Origin of the sequence: Mycolicibacterium sp. TUM20985, assembly GCF_030295745.1 — a bacterium.
Classification (GTDB): domain Bacteria; phylum Actinomycetota; class Actinomycetes; order Mycobacteriales; family Mycobacteriaceae; genus Mycobacterium.
This window is the reverse complement of the sequence record NZ_AP027291.1, coordinates 3,172,986-3,195,454: the sequence shown is the minus strand read 5'-3', so window position 1 is coordinate 3,195,454 and position 22,469 is coordinate 3,172,986. Positions and strand designations below refer to the sequence as shown.

The 22,469-nt window shown below is 66.0% G+C and carries 17 protein-coding genes; 7 read left to right on the top strand and 10 right to left on the bottom strand.

Annotated elements, in window-relative coordinates; all coding sequences use genetic code 11:
* Positions 1-56 precede the first annotated feature (56 nt).
* Genes QUE68_RS15630 through QUE68_RS15620 form a run of 3 tightly spaced genes read left to right on the top strand, consistent with a single transcriptional unit; the run spans position 57 to position 4,249 of the window.
* Positions 57-1,547, top strand: coding sequence for a condensation domain-containing protein (locus QUE68_RS15630; protein ID WP_284226985.1), 1,491 nt, complete (start codon positions 57-59; stop codon positions 1,545-1,547).
* 6 nt (positions 1,548-1,553) lie between these two features.
* Positions 1,554-2,924 carry a WS/DGAT/MGAT family O-acyltransferase gene (locus QUE68_RS15625; RefSeq protein WP_284235872.1) on the top strand — a complete coding sequence of 457 codons (1,371 nt, stop codon included), beginning with the start codon at positions 1,554-1,556 and terminating at the stop codon, positions 2,922-2,924.
* Positions 2,921-4,249 carry a hypothetical protein gene (locus QUE68_RS15620; RefSeq protein ID WP_284235874.1) on the top strand — a complete coding sequence of 443 codons (1,329 nt, stop codon included), beginning with the start codon at positions 2,921-2,923 and terminating at the stop codon, positions 4,247-4,249. Before QUE68_RS15625 ends, QUE68_RS15620 begins: the two co-directional genes overlap by 4 nt.
* On the opposite strand, the gene QUE68_RS15615 is transcribed toward QUE68_RS15620, so the two are convergent.
* On the bottom strand, positions 4,246-5,499 hold the full coding sequence (locus tag QUE68_RS15615; protein ID WP_284235876.1) for a glycosyltransferase: 1,254 nt from the start codon (positions 5,497-5,499) through the stop codon (positions 4,246-4,248). The two genes, QUE68_RS15620 and QUE68_RS15615, sit on opposite strands and share 4 nt — an antisense overlap.
* A gap of 174 nt (positions 5,500-5,673) precedes the next feature.
* Here QUE68_RS15615 and QUE68_RS15610 point away from each other — a divergent pair, with 174 nt between their 5' ends.
* Positions 5,674-8,889, top strand: a complete 3,216-nt coding sequence (locus QUE68_RS15610) for an MMPL/RND family transporter (RefSeq protein ID WP_284235878.1) — start codon at positions 5,674-5,676, stop codon at positions 8,887-8,889.
* On the opposite strand, the gene QUE68_RS15605 is transcribed toward QUE68_RS15610, so the two are convergent.
* From QUE68_RS15605 to QUE68_RS15590, 4 genes are all read right to left on the bottom strand, one after another.
* Entirely contained in the window at positions 8,886-9,656 is a 771-nt protein-coding gene (locus QUE68_RS15605) for a glycosyltransferase family protein (protein ID WP_286274125.1), read from the bottom strand. The two genes, QUE68_RS15610 and QUE68_RS15605, sit on opposite strands and share 4 nt — an antisense overlap.
* An 83-nt stretch (positions 9,657-9,739) precedes the next feature.
* A complete protein-coding gene (locus QUE68_RS15600) occupies positions 9,740-10,531 on the bottom strand; it encodes an ABC transporter permease (RefSeq protein WP_454786505.1) in 792 nt (263 codons plus the stop codon).
* A complete protein-coding gene (locus QUE68_RS15595) occupies positions 10,528-11,271 on the bottom strand; it encodes an ABC transporter permease (RefSeq protein ID WP_284235884.1) in 744 nt (247 codons plus the stop codon). The genes QUE68_RS15600 and QUE68_RS15595 overlap by 4 nt, the downstream gene beginning before the upstream one ends.
* Positions 11,268-12,197, bottom strand: coding sequence for an ATP-binding cassette domain-containing protein (locus QUE68_RS15590; protein ID WP_284235886.1), 930 nt, complete (start codon positions 12,195-12,197; stop codon positions 11,268-11,270). Before QUE68_RS15590 ends, QUE68_RS15595 begins: the two co-directional genes overlap by 4 nt.
* 128 nt (positions 12,198-12,325) lie before the next feature.
* Here QUE68_RS15590 and QUE68_RS15585 point away from each other — a divergent pair, with 128 nt between their 5' ends.
* Positions 12,326-13,045, top strand: coding sequence for a glycosyltransferase (locus QUE68_RS15585; protein WP_284235888.1), 720 nt, complete (start codon positions 12,326-12,328; stop codon positions 13,043-13,045).
* A 17-nt stretch (positions 13,046-13,062) separates the two neighbouring features.
* Here QUE68_RS15585 and QUE68_RS15580 read toward each other — a convergent pair whose 3' ends face one another.
* The 3 genes from QUE68_RS15580 to QUE68_RS15570 all read right to left on the bottom strand — a co-directional run bounded on the left by QUE68_RS15580 (position 13,063) and on the right by QUE68_RS15570 (position 16,341).
* Positions 13,063-14,793: an AMP-binding protein gene (locus tag QUE68_RS15580; protein WP_284235890.1), complete on the bottom strand. Its 1,731-nt coding sequence runs from the start codon at positions 14,791-14,793 to the stop codon at positions 13,063-13,065.
* A gap of 405 nt (positions 14,794-15,198) precedes the next feature.
* Positions 15,199-15,933 carry a hypothetical protein gene (locus QUE68_RS15575; RefSeq protein ID WP_284226972.1) on the bottom strand — a complete coding sequence of 245 codons (735 nt, stop codon included), beginning with the start codon at positions 15,931-15,933 and terminating at the stop codon, positions 15,199-15,201.
* Positions 15,934-15,975: 42 nt separating this feature from the next.
* Complete coding sequence (locus QUE68_RS15570) at positions 15,976-16,341, bottom strand: XRE family transcriptional regulator (protein ID WP_284226971.1); 366 nt, start codon at positions 16,339-16,341, stop codon at positions 15,976-15,978.
* A 134-nt stretch (positions 16,342-16,475) separates the two neighbouring features.
* On the opposite strand from QUE68_RS15570, the gene QUE68_RS15565 reads away from it, so the two are divergent.
* Positions 16,476-17,099, top strand: coding sequence for a hypothetical protein (locus tag QUE68_RS15565; protein ID WP_286274124.1), 624 nt, complete (start codon positions 16,476-16,478; stop codon positions 17,097-17,099).
* Between the two features lie 255 nt (positions 17,100-17,354).
* Positions 17,355-20,468: an isoleucine--tRNA ligase gene (gene ileS / locus QUE68_RS15560; RefSeq protein WP_286274123.1), complete on the top strand. Its 3,114-nt coding sequence runs from the start codon at positions 17,355-17,357 to the stop codon at positions 20,466-20,468.
* Between the two features lie 8 nt (positions 20,469-20,476).
* Here ileS and QUE68_RS15555 read toward each other — a convergent pair whose 3' ends face one another.
* Together QUE68_RS15555 and QUE68_RS15550 are read right to left on the bottom strand one after the other, a co-directional pair.
* Positions 20,477-21,805 carry a hypothetical protein gene (locus QUE68_RS15555; protein ID WP_284226967.1) on the bottom strand — a complete coding sequence of 443 codons (1,329 nt, stop codon included), beginning with the start codon at positions 21,803-21,805 and terminating at the stop codon, positions 20,477-20,479.
* A 9-nt stretch (positions 21,806-21,814) separates the two neighbouring features.
* Positions 21,815-22,306 (bottom strand): DUF2505 domain-containing protein, encoded by a 492-nt coding sequence (locus tag QUE68_RS15550; RefSeq protein WP_284235894.1) that lies wholly within the window; start codon positions 22,304-22,306, stop codon positions 21,815-21,817.
* Between the last annotated feature and the right edge of the window lie 163 nt (positions 22,307-22,469).

The window sequence follows — 22,469 nt, the reverse complement described above, 5'->3', positions numbered from 1 at the left end:
AACGGATCAGCGCCAATGATGTCGCCCACCGATGTACCAAGAGCGGGGGAGATATAGTGGTTGCGATCAAGGCGATCCACGACTGGAACGGAACGTCGGGGTGTGTGGTGTCATGGCACCCCTCGCCCGTCAGCCGCGTAAAGGTACGCAACGCCCCGGTGAGCAACGTGCCGCCGAGTTACCAACAGGCCCAACACATCCGCGGGTATCTCACGCACGAGTCCATGGGCAGCGACATGGCCCGGTTGAACATCCCGGCGTGGGACATGCCCGGCCAGTGCGACGTTCGGGCGATGACCCACGTCGTGAACGCCTACCTCCGCAGGCACGACACGTACCACAGCTGGTTCGAGATGACCGATTCCGGCGAGATCGTGCGGCACACCGTCGACAATCCACGGGACATCGCCTTCGTGCCCACCAAGCACGGTGAGATGACGGCGACGGAATGGCGCGAGCACGTGCTCTCCACACCGGATCCGCTGCAGTGGGATTGCTTCTCGTTCGGCGTCATTCAGCGCGCCGACCACTTCACCTTCTACATCAGCGTCGACCACGTGCACACCGACGCGATGTTCATGGGTGTGGTGCTGTTGGAGATCCACATGATGTACGCCGCGCTTGCCAGCGGTGGCGCTCCGATTCCGTTGCCTGCCGCCGGAAGCTATGACGAATACTGCGTGCGCCAGCACGACTTCCTCTCGTCGCTGACGCTCGAGACGCCCGCGGTGCAGGAGTGGGTCGACTTCGCCCGGTGCAACGACGGGACCATGCCGCAGTTCCCGATGCCGCTGGGTGACCCGCCGTGGTCGACCACCGGCGACCTGGTCACGGTGCGGTTGATGGACAAGCCGCAGTCCGATCGATTCGAAGCGGCGTGCACCGCGGCCGGGGCGCGCTTCATCGGCGGCGTGTTCGCCTGCGCGGCAATGGCGCAACACGCGGTGACCGGGTCGACTGACTACCACGTCATCACCCCGACGACCACACGCCAGACTCCCGAGGAGTTTCAGACCACGGGTTGGTTCACCGGCGTGGTGCCCGTCTCCGTGTCGGTGGACCCGGCGTCCTTCGCAGCGACCGCCAAGGCGGCGCAGGTTTCGTTCGACGGTCGGATGCCCTTGGGGCCGATCCCGTTCGACCGAGTGCTGGAGTTGGCCGACGAATCAGTGGGGCTGCGCAAACCAGCCCCGGGTGTCCCAATGGTGTCGTATCTCGATGCGGGTCTGCCGCCGCTGTCCGCGAGCATCATCGCGGAGTGGGAACGGATGAACGGCAAGGTCTACAGCGACGCTCGGTCGGCCTACCAGATCGGGATCTGGGTCAATCGGAGCGAGCGCGAGACGTCGGTCACCGTGGCCTTCCCGAACAACCCCATCGCCCGTGAGTCGATCGACCGGTACCTCGCAGCGATGACGGCGGCTTATCTCGGCGTGGCCGAGGGTGTCACGACGGCACCCGCCCGTGCTCACGTGCGGCATGGGGAGGCGCTGCGCCGCAACGCCGTTCGCGATCTCGAGCCGCTGTTGCCGATGGCCAAGGGCTGAGCCACCGTGTCGAGGGCCCGGCCGCGGACCGAGCACCGGCTGGACTACGTCGACCAGGCGTTGTTCCTGGGCCTGCGTGCCACCGGGCAGGCGGCCGCCATGCAGATGGTGTGGGTCTACGAGCACTCGATGGACTGGGACGAGATCCGGCGTTTCCACCGGGACTTCGGCTACGGGCTGGCGGGCCGACTGATCGAACCGTCGGTGCTGCCCTTCGGTAGGCACCGCTGGGTGTCGTCCCTGGGTCCCGCAGCGCCACTCGAGATCGAATCCGAACCCCGGCCACGTGCGGCGCTCAGCGACTGGCTCGACGAGGTCGCGCAGCGTCCGAGCGATCCGGAATTCGGTCCGGGGTGGCGGATGGGCGTCCTGCCGATGACCGACGGATCGACGGCGGTGACCCTGGTCGGGTCGCACTGTCTGGCCGATGGCGGCGCAGCGCTGCTGACGGTGTTCGAGGCGGTTCAGGGGTCTCGACGCGACCTCGGGTATCCGCCACCGCGGTCGAGGACGAGGCGCCAGGCGTTGGTCGGCGACGGGCGGCAGACACTGAGCGACCTACCCGAACTCGGTCGCACCATCGTCGCGGCCGCCAAGTTTCTGCGGGCCAAGCGCCGTCACTCGAAGACGGCACCGAAACCTGCACCGAAACCGGCGAGAGCCCGGCGTGTGACGAACCCGGACGAGACGGTGGTCGTGCCCGCCATCTCGGCGTTCATCGACCTCGCGGAGTGGGACCGTCGGGCGAAAGAGCTTGGGGGCAACACCCATTCGTTGCAGGCGGGGCTGGCGGCCAGATTGGCCGTACGGCAGGGCCGCGCGCTCGCCGACGACGGAACGGTCGGCCTGATCGTCCCCATCAACGACCGCACCCTGGAGGACACCAGGGCCAACGCGGTCACGTTGGCCTACGTCCGCGTCGATCCGACGCACGTCGCGAAGGACTTGTCGGATACCCGCGTCGCGGTGCGGGATGCCCTCAAGGTCATGCGCGAACAGCCGGACGAGGCGATGCGCCTCATGGCGCTGACCCCGTTCATCCCCAAGGTGGCGGTCAGACACACGGCCGATCTGGCCTTCGGGTTCACCGACCAGCCGGTGTCGTGTTCCAACGTCGGCGATCTGCCCGTCGAGGTCGCCTGTCCCGGTGGCGCACCGGCCCAGCAGGTGATGCTGCGCGGCATCGACCGGCACATCACCCGCAAGGTGCTCGAGGAACGAAGTGGTCTGCTGACCGTCGTGTCCGGTCGGGTCGACGGCAAGGTCACCATCACCGTCGTCGGCTATCAGCCCGGCATGGAGAACACGAAGGCCGCTCTGCGGGAGCGGCTGGCCGGCGTCCTCGAGGAGTTCGAGCTCACCGCGGTGATCGTGTGAGCGACCGGTTGGCGTTCATCGACCAGGCGACGTTCCTGTCGCTACGCGCTAGCGGCCGCGCCCAACTCGTCCAATACGTCTGGGTGTACACACATCCGGTCGACATGGCCGCGCTGCGGCGCTTTCACCACGACATCGGGCACGGGTTCGCCGGACGGCTGATCGAGCCGTCGGCGCTGCCCTTCGGCCGCCACCGATGGGTTGCGGCATCCGGGCCCGCCACGCCTTTCGACGTCGCCGAGATGCGGCCGCCGAGCGCACTCGGCACCTGGATCGAGGAACGCTCCCAGCTGCCCGTGGATCCGATTCACGGACCGGGATGGCATCTCGGGGTGTTGCCGATGACCGATGGCACGACTGCGGTGACCCTGGTGGCGTCGCACTGTCTGCTCGACCACGGCGCGTCGGTACGAACCCTCACCGACGCGGTCAACGGTGTGCGACGCGACTTCGGTTACGGCCCAGCACGATCGCGCACGCGACTCGCGGCCATGGTCTCCGACACTCGGCAGATGGTGCGGGATCTGCCGGAACTCGGCCGCACCGTGGTGACCGCCGCGAAGTTCGCCTATCGCAGCCGCCGGGAGATCTCGTCGTCGCGCGGATCGCGCCGCGCCGAGAGCCACGGCGTGGACGCCCCACTGGTATTACCGGCCGTATCGGCCATCGTCGACGTGCGGGACTGGGACGAGCGCGCCAGCGAATTGAGTGGCAACGGTTACTCACTACTGGCCGGGTTCGCAGCGCGATTGGGCCAACGGCTGGGGCGCGTGCGCGCCGGCGATGGCGCAGTTACCCTGCTGATCGCGTTGAGCGATCGCGGCGGGGATGAGGATGAGCGCGGCAACGCCATGAAGATCGCCACGGCGATCGTCGATCCCGGCCCGGTGACGAGTGATCTGACCGCCGCGCGCGCAGCCGTCAAGGACGCTCTGACCAGTCTGCGAACCGGCCCGGACGAGCGGCATGCGCTCCTTCCCATCACTCCGTTCGTTCCGGTCAGGGCTGTTCGGCGCACGGCGGACGTCATCTTTGGCGACCTTCCGGTGTCGTGCTCGAATCTCGGTGACGTACCGTCCGAGATGGCTCGCGCGGACGGGACCGAGGCCGAGTACATGCTGTTCCGACCGGTCGACCAGGGCGTGACGCGCACCGCCCTAGAGCAGGCCGGGGGACAGCTGGTAGTGGCGGCAGGACGCATTGGCGGAAGCGTCTCCATCGGCGTCGTCGGCTACGAGGTGGGCGCCGAGAACACCCGGGAGTGGCTCGCCGACAGGGTGGTTCGCACTCTGGCCGACGTCGGTGTCAAGGGCACCATCATCTAGCCTGCGGACACGCGTCCTCGCTTGGCCGCTTCCTCGAGGAGGTCGGCCGCCATCGAGACGCTCTGCGCTGGAGACGTCATTCGTGTCCCTGCGACGCGTGCGCGCTCCCGGTACTCCGGGGTGAGGGCGGTCCGCAGCGCCTTCGTGAGCGATCGCGGCGTTGTTCGTGAGAATCGTTGCGCCACACCGACCTTCATGCGGTTTATCTGCGCGGCCCAGACCGGCTGGTCAGCCGACACCCACAGGACCACGGTCGGCACACCCGCCCGGACCCCGGCGGCCGTCGTGCCCGCGCCGCCATGATGGACCACGGCACGGCACGCCGGGAAGATCTTCGAGTGGTTGACGGCGCCAACGAGTTTGACGCGGTCGTCACGAGGCACGCGGTCCACCTCCCACACGCCCGTGCTGATCAACGCCCGCTCTCCGAGCTCGGCGCACACCGAGGTGATCATGGCGATGGCGTCCTCGGGTGACTCGACCGGCATGCTCCCGAAGCCGAAGTAGACGGGTGGGGGACCGGCCGCCATCCAGTCGGCGAGCTCGCCGTCACCTGGAGTGGAAAGCTCCAGCGACATCGAACCGACCAGCGGACGGATACCCCGCCAGTCCTCACCGAGGCCGGGGAAGAAGAGTTCGTCGTAGGCCTGTATCTCCAGCGCGCCGCCCTCGACGATGCGGCGCACCGCGCGCACGCGTGCGGGTGGCAGCCCGAGGGCGCGCCGCTGGTCGTCCTCGGCGGACTTCAGCACGCGCCAGTGCGCCCACTCCGCCACCGACCAACCGGTGCGCAGCACCGGCGCGGGCAGCCGAACGGGCAACACACGGGTGTTCATTCGGCACGGGAAGTAGTGCAGGGCAGCGAGTGGCACACCGCGTTCCTCGGCGACGTTCGCCGCCACCTCCTGGTAGGTGGTGCCGGTCAGGATGAGGTCGGAGTCCTCCGCCAGGCCGGCCAACGTCTGGCTCATCTCCGCCCACCCGGCGGTGACGTATTCGCGGCTGCGGCGCACGACGGTCATCGGGTTCTGGAGCTTCCACCAGTCGCGGAAGACGTCGGCCTCGAGTTGCTGTTGGGAGTCCACGCCGTAGCCGAGCACGTGGTCTAGCCCGGCCGACTCGACGAAACCAACCAGGTTCGGCGGTACTGCGATTCGCACCTGATGGCCACGCTGAAGGAGTTCCAGGGCGACCGCCGCGCACGGTTCGACGTCACCTCGGGTGCCGTGGACGGCGACGACGTACTTCATCGGCGCCGAAACCGTCGCTTGGTATGAAAACCGTTTGTTTCCAGACGATCAGCCGGACTCGGAACACGCACACACGATTAGAGCACGCGGCCCCCGCGCGCGTGACCGCAAGCATGTCGTTCGGCGCCGGATCGTCTGGCCTCTGGCGATAGCTGGCCGGTGTAGCCTCACATGATGTTCAGCCGCGCCGATATTCGTGGCGTCTCTGTGCACGAGGCGTTCGAATCGTTGGGACGATTCGTCGTTCGGCGTCCCGTCGCGATCATCGCCTTCTGGATCGCCCTGTGCGGTGTGCTGTTCCTCTTGATTAGCCCGCTGTTCGTGGTCGCCCAACAGAACCCGCCGGATCTGCTCCCCAAGGACGCGCCAATCCTGGCTTCCGGCGAACACATGAAGAACGCGTTCAAGGAGGCCGACGGCGGCAACGTCGCCATCGTGGTCCTGTCGAACGAGGCAGGTCTGACCCCCGCCGACGAGGACGTGTACCGGAACCTGGTCGGCGCGCTGCGCGAGGACACGAACAGCGTGAAGTCCACGCAGGACTTCGTCGCCATTCCCGAACTGCGCGAAGCCATGACCAGCAAGGACGGCAAGGCCTGGACGCTCCCGATCAGCCTGGCCGGGACGATGGGCTCCGGACCGGGCTCCGAGGCGTACCGGAACGCCCTGGCGATCGTTAAGGACAACACGGAGGGCTCCGCGCTCACCGTCAACATCGTGGGCGCGTCGGCCACCTTCGACGATCTGAACAAGCTCGGTGAACACGACCAGTTCATCATCGAGGTCTCGACGGTCCTCACCATCTTCACGATCCTGGTCATCGTCTACCGCAATCTGGTGGCGATGCTGATGCCGTTGATCACCATCGGCCTATCGATGGGTGTGGCGCAGCAGGTCGTCGCGGGGCTCGGCGAAATTGGCTTGCCGATCGGTCCGCAGACCATCGTGCTCATGACCGGCATGATGATGGGAGCGGGTACCGACTACGCCGTCTTCCTCTTCAGCCGATACCAGGAGTGTCTGCGCAGGGGGATGGCCTCCGACGACGCGGTGGTCTATGCGCTGGCGACGATCGGCGAGGTGATCGCCGGCTCCGCAGCCACCGTCGCGCTGACCTTCATGGGTCTGTCGTTCGCCAGCCTGGGCGTGTTCATCACCGTCGGCCCGTCCCTGTCCGTGACCATCCTCATCGCCGTGCTCGCCGCCATGACCCTGCTACCGGCCCTCATCGTCCTGGCCGGGCGCCGGGGATGGGTCAAACCGCGCAAGGACATCACCGGAAGGTTCTGGCGGACGTCAGCCGTGCGCATCGTGCGCAAGCCCAGGATGTACCTCGCCACTAGCCTGGCCATCCTCCTCGCGCTGGCGGGTTGCGCGACGTTGGTGAAGTACAACTACGACGACCGAAAGAACCTGCCCGACGATGCGCCGAGCAATCTCGGCTACGACGCGCTGACCCAGCACTTCCCCGTCAGCACCACGATGCAGCAGTTCATCCAGGTATATACGCCGGGGGTGGACCTGAGGGCGCCCAAGTCGCTGGCCGATCTGGAGCAGATGGCCGAGCGCATCAGCCAGGTGCCGGGGATCGACATGGTGCGCGGTATCACCAGGCCGAACGGCGAGATGCTCCAGGAGGCGAAGGCCACCTACCAAACCGGCGAGGTGGGCTCCAAGCTGGCCGACGCCTCGGGCCTGATCGCCACGAACGACCAGAACCTGACGCTGCTGAGCGGCGGAACTCGCCAGCTCTCCGACGTCCTCGGCCAGGTCCGCGGCCAGGTCGTCAGCTCCATGGCGGACGTGCGGTCGATGCTCGGCGGTCTCACCGACATGAAGGCGGCCCTGGGCGACGAGGTGACCCTCGACGAACTCGACAAGACGGCCAAGCTCGCGGCCAACATGAACACCGTCGGCGATGCGCTGGGCAGCAGCCTGCAGCAGGTCACCGACGCCTATCGCTCGTCGCAGTCCATGCTCGTCGTCCTCAACGGCAGCGTCGCCTGCAACATCGACCCCGCGTGCGTCGCCTCGCGGACGGAGTTGCAGCGCCGGGTCGACGCCTACAACCCAGACGACATCACCTATCTGGAGGCGCTGAGCCGCGGGTTGAAGGAGACGAAGGGGACCCAGCGGGTCGACGACGTCATCAACAAGGTCGGCAAGCAGCTCGACAAGGCGATCACGGCCGCCCGCGCGATCGGGATCGAGAACCCCCAGGATCTGGACCGCAAACTCAGCGAAGTCAAGGCCGGTGCCGACAAGCTCGCCGACTCCAGTAAGCAGCTCGCCGACGGCGTCCAGTTGTTGGTCGACCAGACGAGGAACATCGGCGGCGGCCTCGACCAGGCCTCGAGCTTCCTGCTCGCCATGAAGCGGGATGCCTCCGATCCGGCGATGTCGGGCTTCTACATCCCGCCCGCCGTGCTCACGCAGAAGGAGTTCAAGAAGGCGGCGCAGCTGTTCGTCTCCGAGGATGGCCATACGGTCAGGTATCTGGTGCAGACCGCGCTCAACCCGTTCGGGGCCGAGGCCATGGATCAGGTCGACCTCATCGTCAAGGCGGCCGAGAGCGCACGGCCCAATACGAGCCTGGCCAACGCCGAAATCACGATGGTCGGTTTCTCGGCCTTCAACAACGACATCCGCAACTACTACGACACCGACCTGACCTACATCATCGTGATGACGTTGATCGTGGTGTTCCTCATTTTGGTGGCACTCTTGCGCGCGGTGGTCGCACCCATTTACTTGGTGCTGTCCGTCGTGCTGTCCTTCGTCTCGGCGATGGGCATTGGTGTGGTGTTCTTTCAATTCATCTTGGGCCAGGATATTTACTGGAGCGTATCGGGAATGGCATTCCTGGTGCTTGTCGCCGTTGGCGCCGATTATAATTTGTTGCTGATATCGCGAATACGCGACGAAGCCAAATACGGCGTCAGTTCGGCGGTCATCAAGACCGTGGGCGCAACGGGCGGCGTGATCACCTCGGCCGGGCTCATCTTCGCCGCGTCGATGCTCGCGCTGACCGTCAGCAGCCTCGCCACCGTCGTCCAATTGGGTTTCGTCATCGGCGTCGGACTCCTGCTGGACACGTTCCTCGTGCGCACGATCACCGTGCCCGCGGTGGCGGTGTTGCTGGGCGACCGGAACTGGTGGCCGTCGAAGACACCCAGGCAGCTCCTGGAGGCCGCTCGGCGGGCCACTGCGCAGCAGCAGAGGGAAGACGACGAGTGGTACGGCGACGGTCAGCACGACGACGAGGGTGACACCGTCCCGATTCTTCGTCGCTCCGACCCAGACCTCGACGACGACGGGGACGCCGACGGCTACGCCACGGCGGTCCGCACCGCGACCCAGGTGAGCGCGGCCTGGCGTGACGACGACTAGTTGAGCCGGATCGACCGTTCGCGGGACTCGAACGGCGTGCGCTGCGGCTGCATGTGCCTGATGTCCTGGATCGCCCTGCGCCCGTACAAACGCCTCAACGCACGTTCCTTGTCGCGATTGGCCCGCAGGAAGTAGCGGTGCTTGCCGAACACCTCGCTGGCGCTGACCTTGTCCAGGTGGTGCAGGAAGGAGCGCTCCGTCACGTAGACGCCGAAGCCGGCATCGGCGACGCGAAGGCACAGGTCGATGTCCGAGCCCCAGGCGAACCTGCCGAAGGTCCGCTCATCGAGACCGCCGACGGACTCCCAGGCAGCTGCCGAGATCGCCAACGCGGTGCCGTCGACGATTGGAACCCGGCGGAAGTAGTCGACCGGTTCGTACTCGTCGACCTCACCCGAGAAGTCCAATGACTGCACCGACCACCAGCCGTCGTACGCGGGGGCCACGACCCCGACCTCGCCGGGCAGTCTGTCATCGAGGAGGCCGGCGAAGAAGTCGCGCGAGAGGCGGGTGTCGTTGTTCAACGTGACGGCGTACTGGTACCCCCGGCGGAACGCCGTACGGAAGCCAAGATTCGAGGCCGCGGCCCAGCCGATGTTCCGCCCCGGTCTGATCACCCATTCATCGGCGATCTTCTCGTAATGGCCGCCATTGTCGATGATCAACAAATCAACGAGATCAGATTCGGCCATGACGTCGGGAAGTACCGCATGCGTCAATTCATTGGATCCGAACGCCGGTATCGTCACCAGGCATTTCTTGGTCACGAACATCACCCCCATGATCGCCTAGAAAATGCGCGTCGAGAAAGACCTTACGCATTCAATTGCAATTGTGCGTGCAATCGGATCTAGGATCCGGATTGTGCCGCGGCGCGGTAGCTGCGCATCGCCAGCGTCCCCACGACGACGCCGATCCCGATGATCCAGGTGAAGGTCCACGCCAGCGGACCCACCGCGAAGCCGTCCCTGGCAAGGGCCTTCATCGCTTCGATCGTTGGTGACATGGGCTGGAACTCCATGAACGGTCTGACCCACGGGGGAACGATGTCCATCGGCGCTACGGCGGAACTCGCGAACACCGCGCCGAGCGAGAACGTGCTGAACCACGTCAGCACGGCGCGGCTCTGGAAGCGCAACGCCACGACGATCACGATCGTGGCGTACACCGAGACCCAGAGCACCGGAATCACGACGAACAGCACCGCTGCGGCCACGCCGGCGTGGAACCGCAAGCCCAGCAGCATGCCGATCGCCGTGATGAGGACGGTGGCGACGAGCGTCCGCGCCGCTTCGGCGAGCAATGTCCCGGTGAGGGCGCTGGCGCGGTGCACGGGCATCATCCAGAAGCGGCTCAATAGGCCGTTGTCCCGCTCGTCGGGGATGGACAGGGCGGCGGCGAGCGCACCGGACATGCCCCCGGCCAGCGCACACATCGCCACGACGATGTCGAGGTTGTCACTGGAGGTGAGCCGGACCATCGACTTGCTCACCAGCATGTAGTAGACGATCAGCAGGATCGTCGGGAACAACAGCGACTGCAACGGCACCAGCGGGTTGCGCCGCCAGCGGGTCAGCAGCCGACTGGCGAACACCACACTCTCTGCGGGCAGCGAATTGGCGCGGGGCGTCACGGCGGTCATCGTGTCCTGCGCTGTCCCTGCAGGGCGAGGTAACCGAAGCCGACGAGCAGACCGACGCACCACACCAGGGTGATCGCCAGGTTCGCGCCCGCGACCTTGCCACTGGCGAAGCCTCGCAGGGTGTCGGTGATCTGGGAGATCGGCTGGTACTCGACGAAGGGCTGCACCCACCCGGGGAACGACTCGACCGGCGCCATTCCCGTCGACAGCAGGACGAGGAGGAGCTGCGGCACCAGGAGCAGCTGGCTCGAGGTATCGGACCGCTTCGCGCGCGTGCCGGTGGCCTCCGCGCCGAACGAGAGGGCCAGTGTCAACACCAGCGCCAGCACGACGAACGCGGCCGCGAAGATTGGGCCCCCCTCCATTCGGAAACCGAATGGGTAGGCGACCGCAAAGGCGGCGATCAGGGCTAGCAACCCCCTGATCAGGCAGTAGCTCATGCGCGCCATCATCGGTGCGTAGACCGAGATGGGGAACGTCCGCAGCCGGACGCCGAACTCCGAGGAGCCTTCGCTGGCGGCCAGGTCGGTCGTGTTGAGGGCGCCGAAGAGCATCGCCTGCACGACGACCGCGGGAAGGACGTACTGCGCGTAGCTGATACCGCCCGTGTCGATCACACTGCGCAGGGCGATGTTGAACCCGACGAAGGTCAGGATGGGTGCGAGTACCGCGAACACCAGGTCGAGGCTCCGAAGGGAAGCCCTGACCTGTCGTTCGGTGAGCGCGACGACAACGGTCATACGGTCAACGTGGGCCCGGTCAAGTGCAGGAACACCTCGTCGAGGGACGGTTTGCGCAGCGAGATGTCCAGCAGCTCGACGTCTAATTCTTCGAGTTTGCGGAAGACGTCCCCGAGCGTGGCGACCCCGTGCGGCGCAGGAACCGAGACGGTGTTGGCGGCCGCGTCGACCTCGGCACCCTCGTACGTGCCGAGGACCGCCGCGACGCGTGCCAGATCCTCGGGATGCAGGGGAGTGACCTGGCAATAGCTGACGCCCATGCGGCGCTTGAGTTCCTCGGCCGTTCCGCTCGCGATCACCCGGCCCGCATCGAGGATGACGATCGAGTCACTCAAGACGTCGGCCTCTTCGAGGTACTGAGTGGTCAGCAGCACGGTCACGTCCTGCGCGGCGAGCGAGGCCACCAGCGACCAGACGTCGCGACGGCTCCGGGGGTCCAGGCCGGTCGTCGGTTCGTCGAGGAACAGCACCTTGGGCGGGACGATGAGTGAGACGGCGATGTCGATGCGCCGACGCATGCCGCCCGAATAGGTCGACACCTCACGGTTCGCGGCGCCGACGAGATCGAAGCGTTCGATGAGTTCGTCGGCCCGGCCACCGGCCTGCTTGCGCTTCATACCGCGCAACCGAGCGAACAGCACCAGGTTCTCACGCCCGGTGAGACCCAAGTCCAGGGCAGCGTCCTGCCCGGTGACCCCAATGCTCTCCCGTACCTGTGCGGCGTCGGTGACTACGTCGTAGCCGGCGACGGTCGCCCTGCCAGACGTGGGTTCGAGCAACGTGGACAGGATCTTGACGATGGTGGTCTTGCCCGCGCCGTTGTGTCCGAGTAGCCCACACACCGTGCCCGTGGGAACGGTGAAGCTGACGTCGCGCAGGGCCGGCAACGGACCGAACGTCTTGGCAATCCCTTCGACCTCGATCACGGCGCACACGTTACCGTTCGGACGTTGCGCCGAGATCTCGCGCTACCTCTGATGTTTCGGTGGTTGTGTTGCAACGGGTAGAGTCGCCGCCTAATACGGAGGAGGCGAACGCGCGTGGGACCCGAAACATGATCTCCTTCGTCATCCCGACGCTGAACGAAGTCAAGACGATCGAACAGACCCTGCAATCGTTGGCCCTGTTCTCCGGCGCCCACGAGATCGTGGTCTCCGACGGGAACAGTCACGACGGAACCGTCGAGTTGTGCCGCATGTACACCGATGCGGTGGTGGTCTACGACGAGCCCGCGAAGCAGACCATCGCCATGGCCAGGAACATGGGTGCGGCTGCGGCGCAGGGGGATTACCTGGTGTTCGTCGACGCCGACGTGGTGATCCCCGACATCGACGCATTCTTCTCGACCGCGCAGCGGGAGTTCGCCATCAGGCCCGACCTGGTGGCGCTGACTTGCAAGTACAGGGTGTTCCCGGAGGTCAGCACTTTCGGTGACCGATACGTCTTCACGATGCTCGGCGTCCAACTCTTCTTGCAGAACAACGTGTTCGGGATCGGTGGCGCAGGTGGCGAGTTTCAGATGATCGCCGCCGACGCCTTCAAGAGGGTCGGCGGATTCAACGAGCGGCTTGCCGCCGCCGAGGACATGGACCTGTTCCGCCGGCTGTCCAAGACGGGCAGAACTCGTTTCGTCAACGGCCTGACCGTCTTCCATACCGGCCGGCGAGCACACGCCGTGGGTTGGCCGAAACTTTTGGCGAGCTGGTTCTCCAATTCCATGACCGTGTTCTTCTTCAAGCGGTCGGCCAGCAAGGAGTGGAAGCAAATCCGCTAGTTGTCGGGCGGCCACGGTCAGGCGTCCAGCCGGCTGAACCGGCCCTGACTGTACTGCTCGACGCAGGCCTGCCTGCGGATCTTGCCGCTCGTGGTGATCGGAATCGACCCGCGCGCCACCAGGACCAGATCGGCTGCGCTGATCCCGTGAGCCTGCGAGATGGCCGATGTGACTTCACTCTTCACGTTGGCCAGCTTCACGGAAGTCTCCTCCGGAGTGGCCCGCTCCTTGACCTCGATGATCGCCACCAGTTGTTCGGTGGCGTCGTCGTCGACCGAGATCGCCGCGACGCGGCCACCCGACACCGCGCTGACGGTCGCCTCGATGTCATCGGGGTAGTGATTGCGCCCGCGGACGATCAACAGGTCCTTGATCCGCCCGACGATGAAGAGTTCGTCATCCGAGAAGAATCCGAGATCGCCTGTGCGGAGCCACATTTCACTGGGTATCTCATCGCTGGGATTGGCGATGACACCTCGGTAGGTGTGCTCGGTCTCGTCCGGCTTGTTCCAGTAGCCCGCGCACACGTTGTCACCGTGCACCCAGATCTCGCCGATCCGCCCGGCCGGGGCCTCGAGCCGGGTCTCGGGGTCCACGATGCGTACGCGGGGCGATTCCGGCATGCCGTAGCTGATCAGGGACGTTCCGGTAGTGCTGCGCTTGGCCATGCCCGCGGTGAGCTTCTCGGTGTCGAACGCGACGACCGAGGGTGGTTCGCCGGGTTCGCGGGTCGCGACGAACAGCGTCGCCTCGGCGAGACCGAACGACGGTCGGATGACCTTCGCCGGAAAGTTGAACTTGGCGAATCGCTGCGAGAAGCGCTTCACCGAAACCGGTTGCACGCGTTCGGCACCGCAGATGATCGCCAGTACGTCGCCGAGGTCGAGCCCGGCCAGGTCGTCGTCGGTGGTCCGCGCCGCGGCGAGGTCCAGGGCGAAGTTGGGGGCCGCCGTCAACGCGCGTGTTCGCCGAGCAAGCTGCTGCAGCCACCGCGCGGGACGCTGGAGGAAGGCAATGGGGCTCATCACGACCGAGTGCCAGCCCCCGAGAATGGGCGCACAGATGCCGAGTATCAATCCCATGTCGTGATAGAAGGGCAGCCAGGACACCACCGTCGTGCCCGGCGGACCCACCTTGCCGTAATCGCTGAGGAGGGCCGCCACCTGCTGTTCGAAGTTCGCGAACAGATTGCGCTGGGACACCATGACCCCGGCCGGCGTCCTGGTCGACCCGGACGTGTACTGCAGATACGCGGTAGCCGGCGACGTCTCGCGTCGTGCGGTGGACCGGCGGCGCACGGTCAGGTCCAGCCGGTCGATCTCGAGAACCACCGGTACGGCGCCGCCATCCTGTGCCACGGCATAGGGGGCCACCGCGGCTGCGGTCTCGCTGGTGGTCAGGATCACCGTCGGAAGGGCGTCGCGAACTACCGCGGCCACTCGCTCGTCATGCGCGCCCATGGTCGGCGTCGACAACGGCACGGCGATCACGTTCGCTTCGAACGACGCCAGGAAGCCCAGGATGTACGACATGTTCTGCGGTGCCAGGATCACGGCCCGGTCCCCGATTTGCGCATGCTCGCGAATCTCGGCGGCCAGGGCCACTACTCGCTGCTGCAGCTGCGACCAGGTGAGGGTCTCCTCGACGCCGTCCCAGTCCGCGTCGTAGTCGACGAACGTGAAGGCGGGGTCATTCGGTTGCAGGCTCGCCCGCTCGCGAAGGATCGCGGGGATCGACGAGTCCAGCATGGAGGCCCTTTCTGACAGGCGACGAAACGTCTGGGTCGAGCTTAGGGAACGTGACCACGCAATGCGAAATGTAGTGAGAATGACTATGGCACAGCCGGTTAGCCGCCTTGACCTCAATCAGCCAATTTCGTGGCCTGTGAGGGTACCTCGCAAATCAGTTGTCGTTCACCACAGTTCGATACCTTTTGGCTGAAATGTGTCTCAACAGCTGGTGGCAATGCCCTGAGCTGTCATTCTCTGCCGCAGACGCGGGGTCGCAGCCCGGCGATGGGCGAGAGGCTGTGGTTGCCAGCAGGCAACGTGGTTCATCTTCGCATCTTCGCCAACCGATCGTCGCGTCGCGCATGGTAGCGGTCAGCTAAGCCATGCCGCTGGTGTGATCCAGCTACCGGTCGGATGACGTCGTTAGCGGGTCGCCTTACTGAACCACTTGGTCTTGATGCGCCACGAATACGCCGACATCACCGCGAACCCGGCACCGCACATACAGGCGAAGAACCACACCAGGTTGCCGCTCTCGACCGGCTGCAGTGACGGCACCCAGGAGGTGACGATCCGGATGGCACAGGCGAGCATGCCGCTGATCGACGCCGCCAGGTAGACGTTGGCCACCGTGCGGGAGCGGGGATCCTTCCGCAGCACCAGAAGTGCCCGGGACCCATAGCCGAGCAGGTAGATCAGCATGCCGCAGAGCAGCGTCCAGTAGGCGGCCAGCCAGAAGTCGGTATGGAGTTCGAAGAAGTCCGGGCTGTAGATCTTTGCGCCGTTGCCCAGCGAGAAGGCCGCGAGGAGCAATGGGATGCACAGCGTCGCGGGGCGCTCGACGTACTGCTTGAAGGTGCTTTGCAGCGCATGATCGTCCTGCAGTCGACCCAGCGCGTTGTACACGATCGCCGACGCCGCCACCACGTACATGTCGTGGCCGATGTAGTCCTCGAGGTTCCACATTCCCGTCAGCGAGTGCAGCCAGTGGCCCAGGGTCTCCGAGGCCAGCGGCGACATCAGCAGGACCGTGGCGCCCTGGAGCGCGATGTTGAGCGTGGCGGCAACTTCCCAGCGGCACGACCAGGTCACACGGCGAATCCAAAGACTCCACGCGATGCACGCAAGCGTGACGGTGATGAGGATTGCCAAACCCATGAGATCGCCTTCGAGCTAAGTTTCAGTCAGCAAATTCTGCGTCTACAGCGGGGGAGCGTCGGGACGCGGCGTGAGGTCGCGGAGGCGCGGTCGGTGGACCGTGCGCCGCTTCTTAGCCGCTTCGGCGATGGTCATCACCGAGACCGGCGCCGACTCCACGTAACTCCAGACCTCTTCGCGGCTCATCAATCCGAAGCGCACCTGCAGATCGGGGTAGCTGAGAGCGAACCGGTCGGCCACCAACCGCATCTCCTCGGCGTTCGGGTAGTCGGCCTCCTTGACGCGGCGGTAGTAGGTGCTGCTGGAGGTGCCAAGGGCGTCGTAGATCGCCTTGGCCTCGACTTCGCCGTCGAGAAGGTAGTCCAGCAGCGCCTTTAGCTGCCGTCCGTTTTCATCAGTCCGTGGCACACGGCCAGCTTAGCTGGTCCTCCCCGCCTTGGGCACTGTCGACCGCAAATAGGATGGCGCTCGACTAATTGACATGGTCGTCACGGTTTTGGCAGATGTGTCCCATTTTTGGGACTGTCCTGTAGCCTTCGATCATGATGCGCGCAAACTTGCAGCTGACCGATTACGACGCCGAGGGCCGCCCTCGAGTCGAGGACCTGGAATTGGTTCCCGCGCCCCTCTCACCACTGTTGACCATGGAACTCGACGGCGCCGTCGAGGTGCTGGGGCTAACGAGCGAGGAAATTCTGCTCGGCGCCCTGGGCCGGGCGATCGAGCGGACGATCGGTAGCGGTCAGGTGACGGTCGACGTCCCCGGCTACGGCGCTCGCGTGCACCCGCTGACGGTGCAGTGCGCGGCTCCCAGGCAGATCGACGCCGACGGGATGCTCACGAGCGCGCATCACGCCCTCGCCGAGCTGGCCGTCCGTCGGATGGTGCACGGCGTTCCCGACGATCCGCGGCCGCAGCCGGTGTCCGATGTCCTCTTCGCCTCGGGTGACACCGCGGTCACGCGGCCGTACCTGGGCCATCTCCTCGAGCTCAGGGCCTACTGCGACCAAGACGTCATGGCGCTGGACTGGTGGTTCGACGCCCGCAGCTTCGAGTCCTACACGGTGGCCGAGCTGGCCGAACAGTTCCCGCTGGCGTTGATCGAGCTGACCTCCGAGGCCACCCCGCCCGTCCAGTACGCACCGAAGCTGGCGGTGGCTCACTAGCGTTTGGTCCGCCGGCCGGCGCAGGGCTTAGAATTCTGCGCACAGGCATCGATCCGGCCATCACCGGGGAGCCTTCGGAAGAACGGTGTCGCGATCTCCCTCGCACGCACCTAGTAGACCCGAACGGGTGGGCCCGTCATCGCCCACATCGAGCGGCGTACGTCATGTGCGCAAGCGGGGTGGTACCGCGGTGTTCGCGCACGAGCGCAACGTCGTCCCCGTGCCTTGTCGACCAGGCACAGGAGACGAACACAGGTGACGGCGTACCCCCGACCGGCGAGTGGCTCGCCGAGTTTTCCCGACCTCGAGCTCGACGTCCTGGACTACTGGGACCGCGATGACACGTTCCGCGCCAGTATCGAGCAACGTGAGGGTGCGCCGGAGTACGTCTTCTATGACGGGCCGCCGTTCGCGAACGGGCTGCCGCACTACGGTCATCTCCTGACCGGTTACGTCAAGGACATCGTCCCGCGCTACCAGACGATGCGCGGCCACAAGGTGGAGCGCCGGTTCGGCTGGGACACCCACGGCCTTCCGGCGGAGCTGGAGGCTCAACGTCAACTCGGCATCACCGAGAAGGCGCAGATCGAAGAACTCGGCATCGACGAGTTCAACGAGGCGTGCCGCGCGTCGGTGATGAAGTACTCCGAGGAGTGGCGGGACTACGTGACCCGTCAAGCCCGGTGGGTCGACTTCGACAACGACTACAAGACCTTGGACCTCGGCTTCATGGAGTCGGTGCTGTGGGCCTTCAAACAGCTGTGGGAGAAGGGCCTGGCCTACGAGGGCAATCGCGTTCTGCCGTACTGCTGGAACGACGAGACCCCGCTGTCCAGCCATGAACTGCGGATGGACGACGACGTCTACCAGAACCGGCAGGACCCCGCGGTCACCGTGGGGTTCCGCATCACCGCCGAGGGAGCTCTGGCGGGCGCCCACCTGCTGGTGTGGACGACGACGCCGTGGACGTTGCCGTCGAATCAGGCCGTGGCCGTCAACCCGGAGGTGACCTACGTTCTCGTGGAGGGGTCCGACGGGACGCGTTACGTCCTTGCCGAGCCCCGGCTTTCGGCGTACGCCCGGGAATTGGGTGAGTCACCGACGGTGCTCGATTCCTACCCCGGCCGGGACCTGCTCGGCCTGCGGTACCTTCCGCCATTCTCCTACTTCATGGACTCGCCCAACGCCTTTCGCGTGCTGCCGGGGGACTTCGTCACCACCGAGGACGGCACCGGCATCGTGCACATGGCGCCCGCCTACGGTGAGGACGACAAGGCCACCGCCGATGCGGCCGACATCGAGGCGGTCACGCCGGTCGACTCCAAGGGCAGGTTCGACGCCACGGTGCCGGACTACACGGGGCAACTCGTCTTCGACGCCAACCCACAGATCATCCGCGACCTGAAGAACCAGTCGGGCCCCGCCGCCGCGAACGGGGCGATCCTGCTACGGCACGAGACCTACGATCACTCCTACCCGCACTGCTGGCGGTGCCGGAACCCGTTGATCTATCGGGCGGTGTCGTCGTGGTTCATCAAGGTCACCGCGTTCCGCGACCGGATGGTCGAGCTCAATCAGCAGATCACGTGGTACCCGGAGCACGTCAAGGACGGCCAGTTCGGCAAGTGGCTGTCGAATGCCCGGGATTGGTCGATCTCGCGAAACCGGTACTGGGGCAGCCCGATTCCGGTGTGGAAGTCCGATGACCCGACGTATCCCCGGGTCGACGTCTACGGCAGCCTCGACGAGCTGGAACGCGACTTCGGGGTACGCCCGGAGGATCTGCACCGCCCGTACATCGACGAGCTGACGCGGCCCAATCCAGACGATCCCACTGGCACGTCGACCATGCGGCGTATCGAGGACGTGTTCGACGTGTGGTTCGACTCGGGTTCGATGCCCTACGCGCAGGTGCACTATCCGTTCGAGAACGTCGACTGGTTCGAGGGCCACAACCCCGCCGACTTCATCGTGGAGTACATCGGTCAGACCCGGGGCTGGTTCTACCTGTTGCACGTGCTCGCCACGGCGCTGTTCGACCGTCCCGCGTTCCGGACCTGCGTGTCCCACGGCATCGTGCTGGGTAGCGACGGGCAGAAGATGAGCAAGTCGCTGCGCAACTATCCCGACGTCACCGAGGTGTTCGACCGGGACGGCTCGGATGCGATGCGGTGGTTCCTCATGGCGTCGCCGATCCTTCGCGGTGGCAACCTGGTGGTCACCGAGCAGGGCATCCGCGAGGGTGTGCGCCAGGTCTTGCTGCCGTTCTGGAACGCCTACTCCTTCCTCGCGCTGTACGCACCCGAGAAGGGGACCTGGCGCACCGATTCCACCAACGTCCTCGATCGCTACATCCTGGCGAAACTCTCCGTGCTCCGGGACGACCTGACCACGTCGCTGGACGTCTGCGACATCTCGGTCGCCTGCGAACAGTTGCGCCAGTTCACCGACGCCTTGACGAATTGGTATGTGCGACGGTCGCGGTCGCGATTCTGGGATGAGGATCGCGACGCGATCGACACGCTGCACACGGTGCTCGAGGTCACCGCGAGACTGGCGGCTCCGCTGCTACCGCTGATCGCGGAGGTGATCTGGCGGGGTATCACCGACGGTCGGTCGGTGCACCTGACGGATTGGCCGACCGCGGCCGAACTGCCCGCCGATCCCGATCTGGTGACCGCCATGGACCAGGTCCGGGACGTGTGCTCGGTGGCATCGTCGGTGCGCAAGGCCAAGAAGCTGCGCGTGCGCCTGCCCCTCCCGAAACTCACCGTGGCGGTGGAGACTCCGCGAGCCCTCGAACCGTTCGTGGACCTGATCGCCGACGAGTTGAACGTAAAAACCGTCGAGTTGACCGACGACATCGACGCCTACGGACGGTTCGAGCTCGCGGTCAACGCGAAGGTCGCGGGTCCGCGGCTGGGCAAGGACGTCCAGGCCGCAATCAAGGCGGTGAAGGCCGGCGAGGGTGTGGTCAATGCCGATGGCACGCTGACGGCGGGACCCGCCACGTTGCAGCCCGCGGAGTACACCTCGAAACTGGTTGCGGCAGAACCGGAGTGGACGGCCGCGCTACCCGAAGGGGCGGGGCTCGTCGTGCTCGACGGCACGCTCACGCCCGAACTGGAAGCCGAGGGCTGGGCCAAGGATCGCATCCGTGAGCTGCAGGACCTCCGCAAGTCCACCGGCCTGGACGTCTCGGACCGGATCACCGTGACGATGTCGGTGCCGCCGGAGCGCCGAGACTGGGCGACGGCTCACGCCGACCTCATCGCGGGCGAGATCTTGGCCACCGCCTTCGAATTCGGCGAGCCGGTCGACGGTGCCGACATCGGCGACGGCGTACGGGTATCGATCGTCAAGGTCTGACGAGCCGGTCACTCCACCCGCCCGGTGAGCTGCATGTCGGCCATCGCCCGGCGGACCGACTCGTGCAGGGCGGCTCGCGTGTTGGGGCCGCCGACCACCCAGGCGGCGACGGTGACGAAGACCTGGCCGTGGATGCGTCCAGAACCCAGGAAGAGCAGGCCGCCCATGCGGTCGAGGACCTTCGTGGTGATCTTGGGTTCGAGCATCCGCAGCGTGAGGCGGTCGGCTTCGCCGCCGTCGGGCCGGTTGATCTCCGGTGGCAGCTCGCCCAGGTTCGAGCAGCCGATGGGGCTACCGACCTGCTGCACCATGCCCTCGAGTCGGCGGACGAGGAAGGCAGGCGTGAGGGGCACCAGTGCCAACGGCCCGAGCAGTTCGTTCGGTGTCTCGGCCAGTGCCGTCAGGGCCTGCTTGAGGTCCTTGCGGACGGTGGAGAGGTCGGTGGTGACCGTGGCCGGGTCGACGGTCACCGTCGTCGCCGTCAGTGCATTGGCGCGGGTGTCGTCGGGCTCGCGCTCGCTGACCGGTAGCGACACCCGCACCAGCCCTTCGTCATCGACCCGCCCGATGATCTGGCCGAGTCGGGCCCCGAGCCCGACGAACAGTGAATTGCTGCTGCCGCCAAGCTCTCTCGCGCGTCGATCCCAGTGGTCGACGTCGAAGAACACCGCAGCGTTCGGCGCGACTACCTCGCGGTCGTCACGGCGGCGACGTGTACTGCCTCCCGACTTGACCGACGTGGACAGACCCTCGCTCTCCGCACGGGCCACGCGTGCGGCGGAGGCGACCGCCTTGGCGATCGCGGGGATTTCGCGCAACGCCTGCCTACCGTCTTCGCGGGCAGCCTGCCGCCGAGTTCGGGAGCCCGGCAGCGGATAGCCGAGATCGCGACGAAGACCCTGCACGGCATCCGAAACCGCATCGATGATGGCCTTGGCATCACCTACGGAGTGCGACACCACCAACGTCAGCGCCGTGCCGCCGCCGCCCAGCGGCTGAACGCCGAGATGCCACGCCGGTCCGTACTGCGGATCGATGGGCAGCCGCAAGCGTTCGTCTGCCCAAGTCCACACGTCGTCGGGTTCGCGGTCCAGCGCCGCGATCTGGACGTCGGGCGGGCCGGGTGCCGTCACCCAGCGGTCCCGGCCGAATGGCAGCACGGATCGCTCGATGCGCCTGCCCAGCAAGCCGAACCCCAGATTGGCGTGGAATCGGCGTACCGCCTCGATGTCGATCGCGCGGTCGTAGATCCAGGTGAACTGGATCAGGGGACCGCGACCAAGTGCCCGCAATGCGAGGAATGAGCCCTGATCGATGTACGCGAGCGTGTTGTCCACGCGCACATGCTAGTTCTCGTCCAGCCAGGCGTCCGTGATGCGAACGATGTCGACGATGCCGTTGGCGAGCAGCCCCGTGATGAACCGCGCAATCGTGCCGCCGATCAGGGGCACGCCCACCTCGACCGTCGCCGTGCCCGCCAGGCGGGTGCCCGGGGGCACGGCGGTCAACAGCACGGCACCGTGTCCGGAGATGGGCGTCCTGAGCGCGTCGACGCCGATCTCACCGCGCAGGCCGCCGTCCTCGTCGGCGAACCACCGTTCGCGCTGCACGATGTCCAGGCCGGCCAGCCGCAGGCGCCGCAGGGGGTCCGGGAGTTGGTCACCACCGAACCGCATCGTCATCGAGACGGTCGTTCGGCCCGCCGAGTCGGTGGTCAGGTAGTCCAGGGTCGGCGACGCGCCCTCGAACGCACGCAGCCGGTCCTGCCAGTAGACCTCACTCTGGAAGGCGAACCGGATCCGCGCCAGGGGGTGCGGCGACTCAGCCGTCAGATCCATCGAGCGGGGCACGCTACGGCAGGTTACCGGCACCCGCGTGACCATGCGTACGGCCCACGCGACTCGGCTTATGGCAAACTACGCGCCATTTCTCGCAGCGGCCAGCAACCGAGATAATCACAGTTCAGCGAAACGAACTGAAAGTCGTCGATAGACGTGCAAC

Excerpts from the sequence above, each read along its gene's own strand:
- QUE68_RS15615 (WP_284235876.1), bottom strand. The coding sequence starts at position 5,499 with ATGAAGTACGTCGTCGCCGTCCACGGCACCCGAGGTGACGTCGAACCG.
- QUE68_RS15610 (WP_284235878.1), top strand. The coding sequence starts at position 5,674 with ATGTTCAGCCGCGCCGATATTCGTGGCGTCTCTGTGCACGAGGCGTTC.
- QUE68_RS15600 (WP_454786505.1), bottom strand. The coding sequence starts at position 10,531 with ATGACCGCCGTGACGCCCCGCGCCAATTCGCTGCCCGCAGAGAGTGTG.
- QUE68_RS15595 (WP_284235884.1), bottom strand. The coding sequence starts at position 11,271 with ATGACCGTTGTCGTCGCGCTCACCGAACGACAGGTCAGGGCTTCCCTT.
- QUE68_RS15585 (WP_284235888.1), top strand. The coding sequence starts at position 12,326 with ATGATCTCCTTCGTCATCCCGACGCTGAACGAAGTCAAGACGATCGAA.
- QUE68_RS15580 (WP_284235890.1), bottom strand. The coding sequence starts at position 14,793 with ATGCTGGACTCGTCGATCCCCGCGATCCTTCGCGAGCGGGCGAGCCTG.
- QUE68_RS15575 (WP_284226972.1), bottom strand. The coding sequence starts at position 15,933 with ATGGGTTTGGCAATCCTCATCACCGTCACGCTTGCGTGCATCGCGTGG.
- QUE68_RS15565 (WP_286274124.1), top strand. The coding sequence starts at position 16,476 with ATGATGCGCGCAAACTTGCAGCTGACCGATTACGACGCCGAGGGCCGC.
- QUE68_RS15550 (WP_284235894.1), bottom strand. The coding sequence starts at position 22,306 with ATGGATCTGACGGCTGAGTCGCCGCACCCCCTGGCGCGGATCCGGTTC.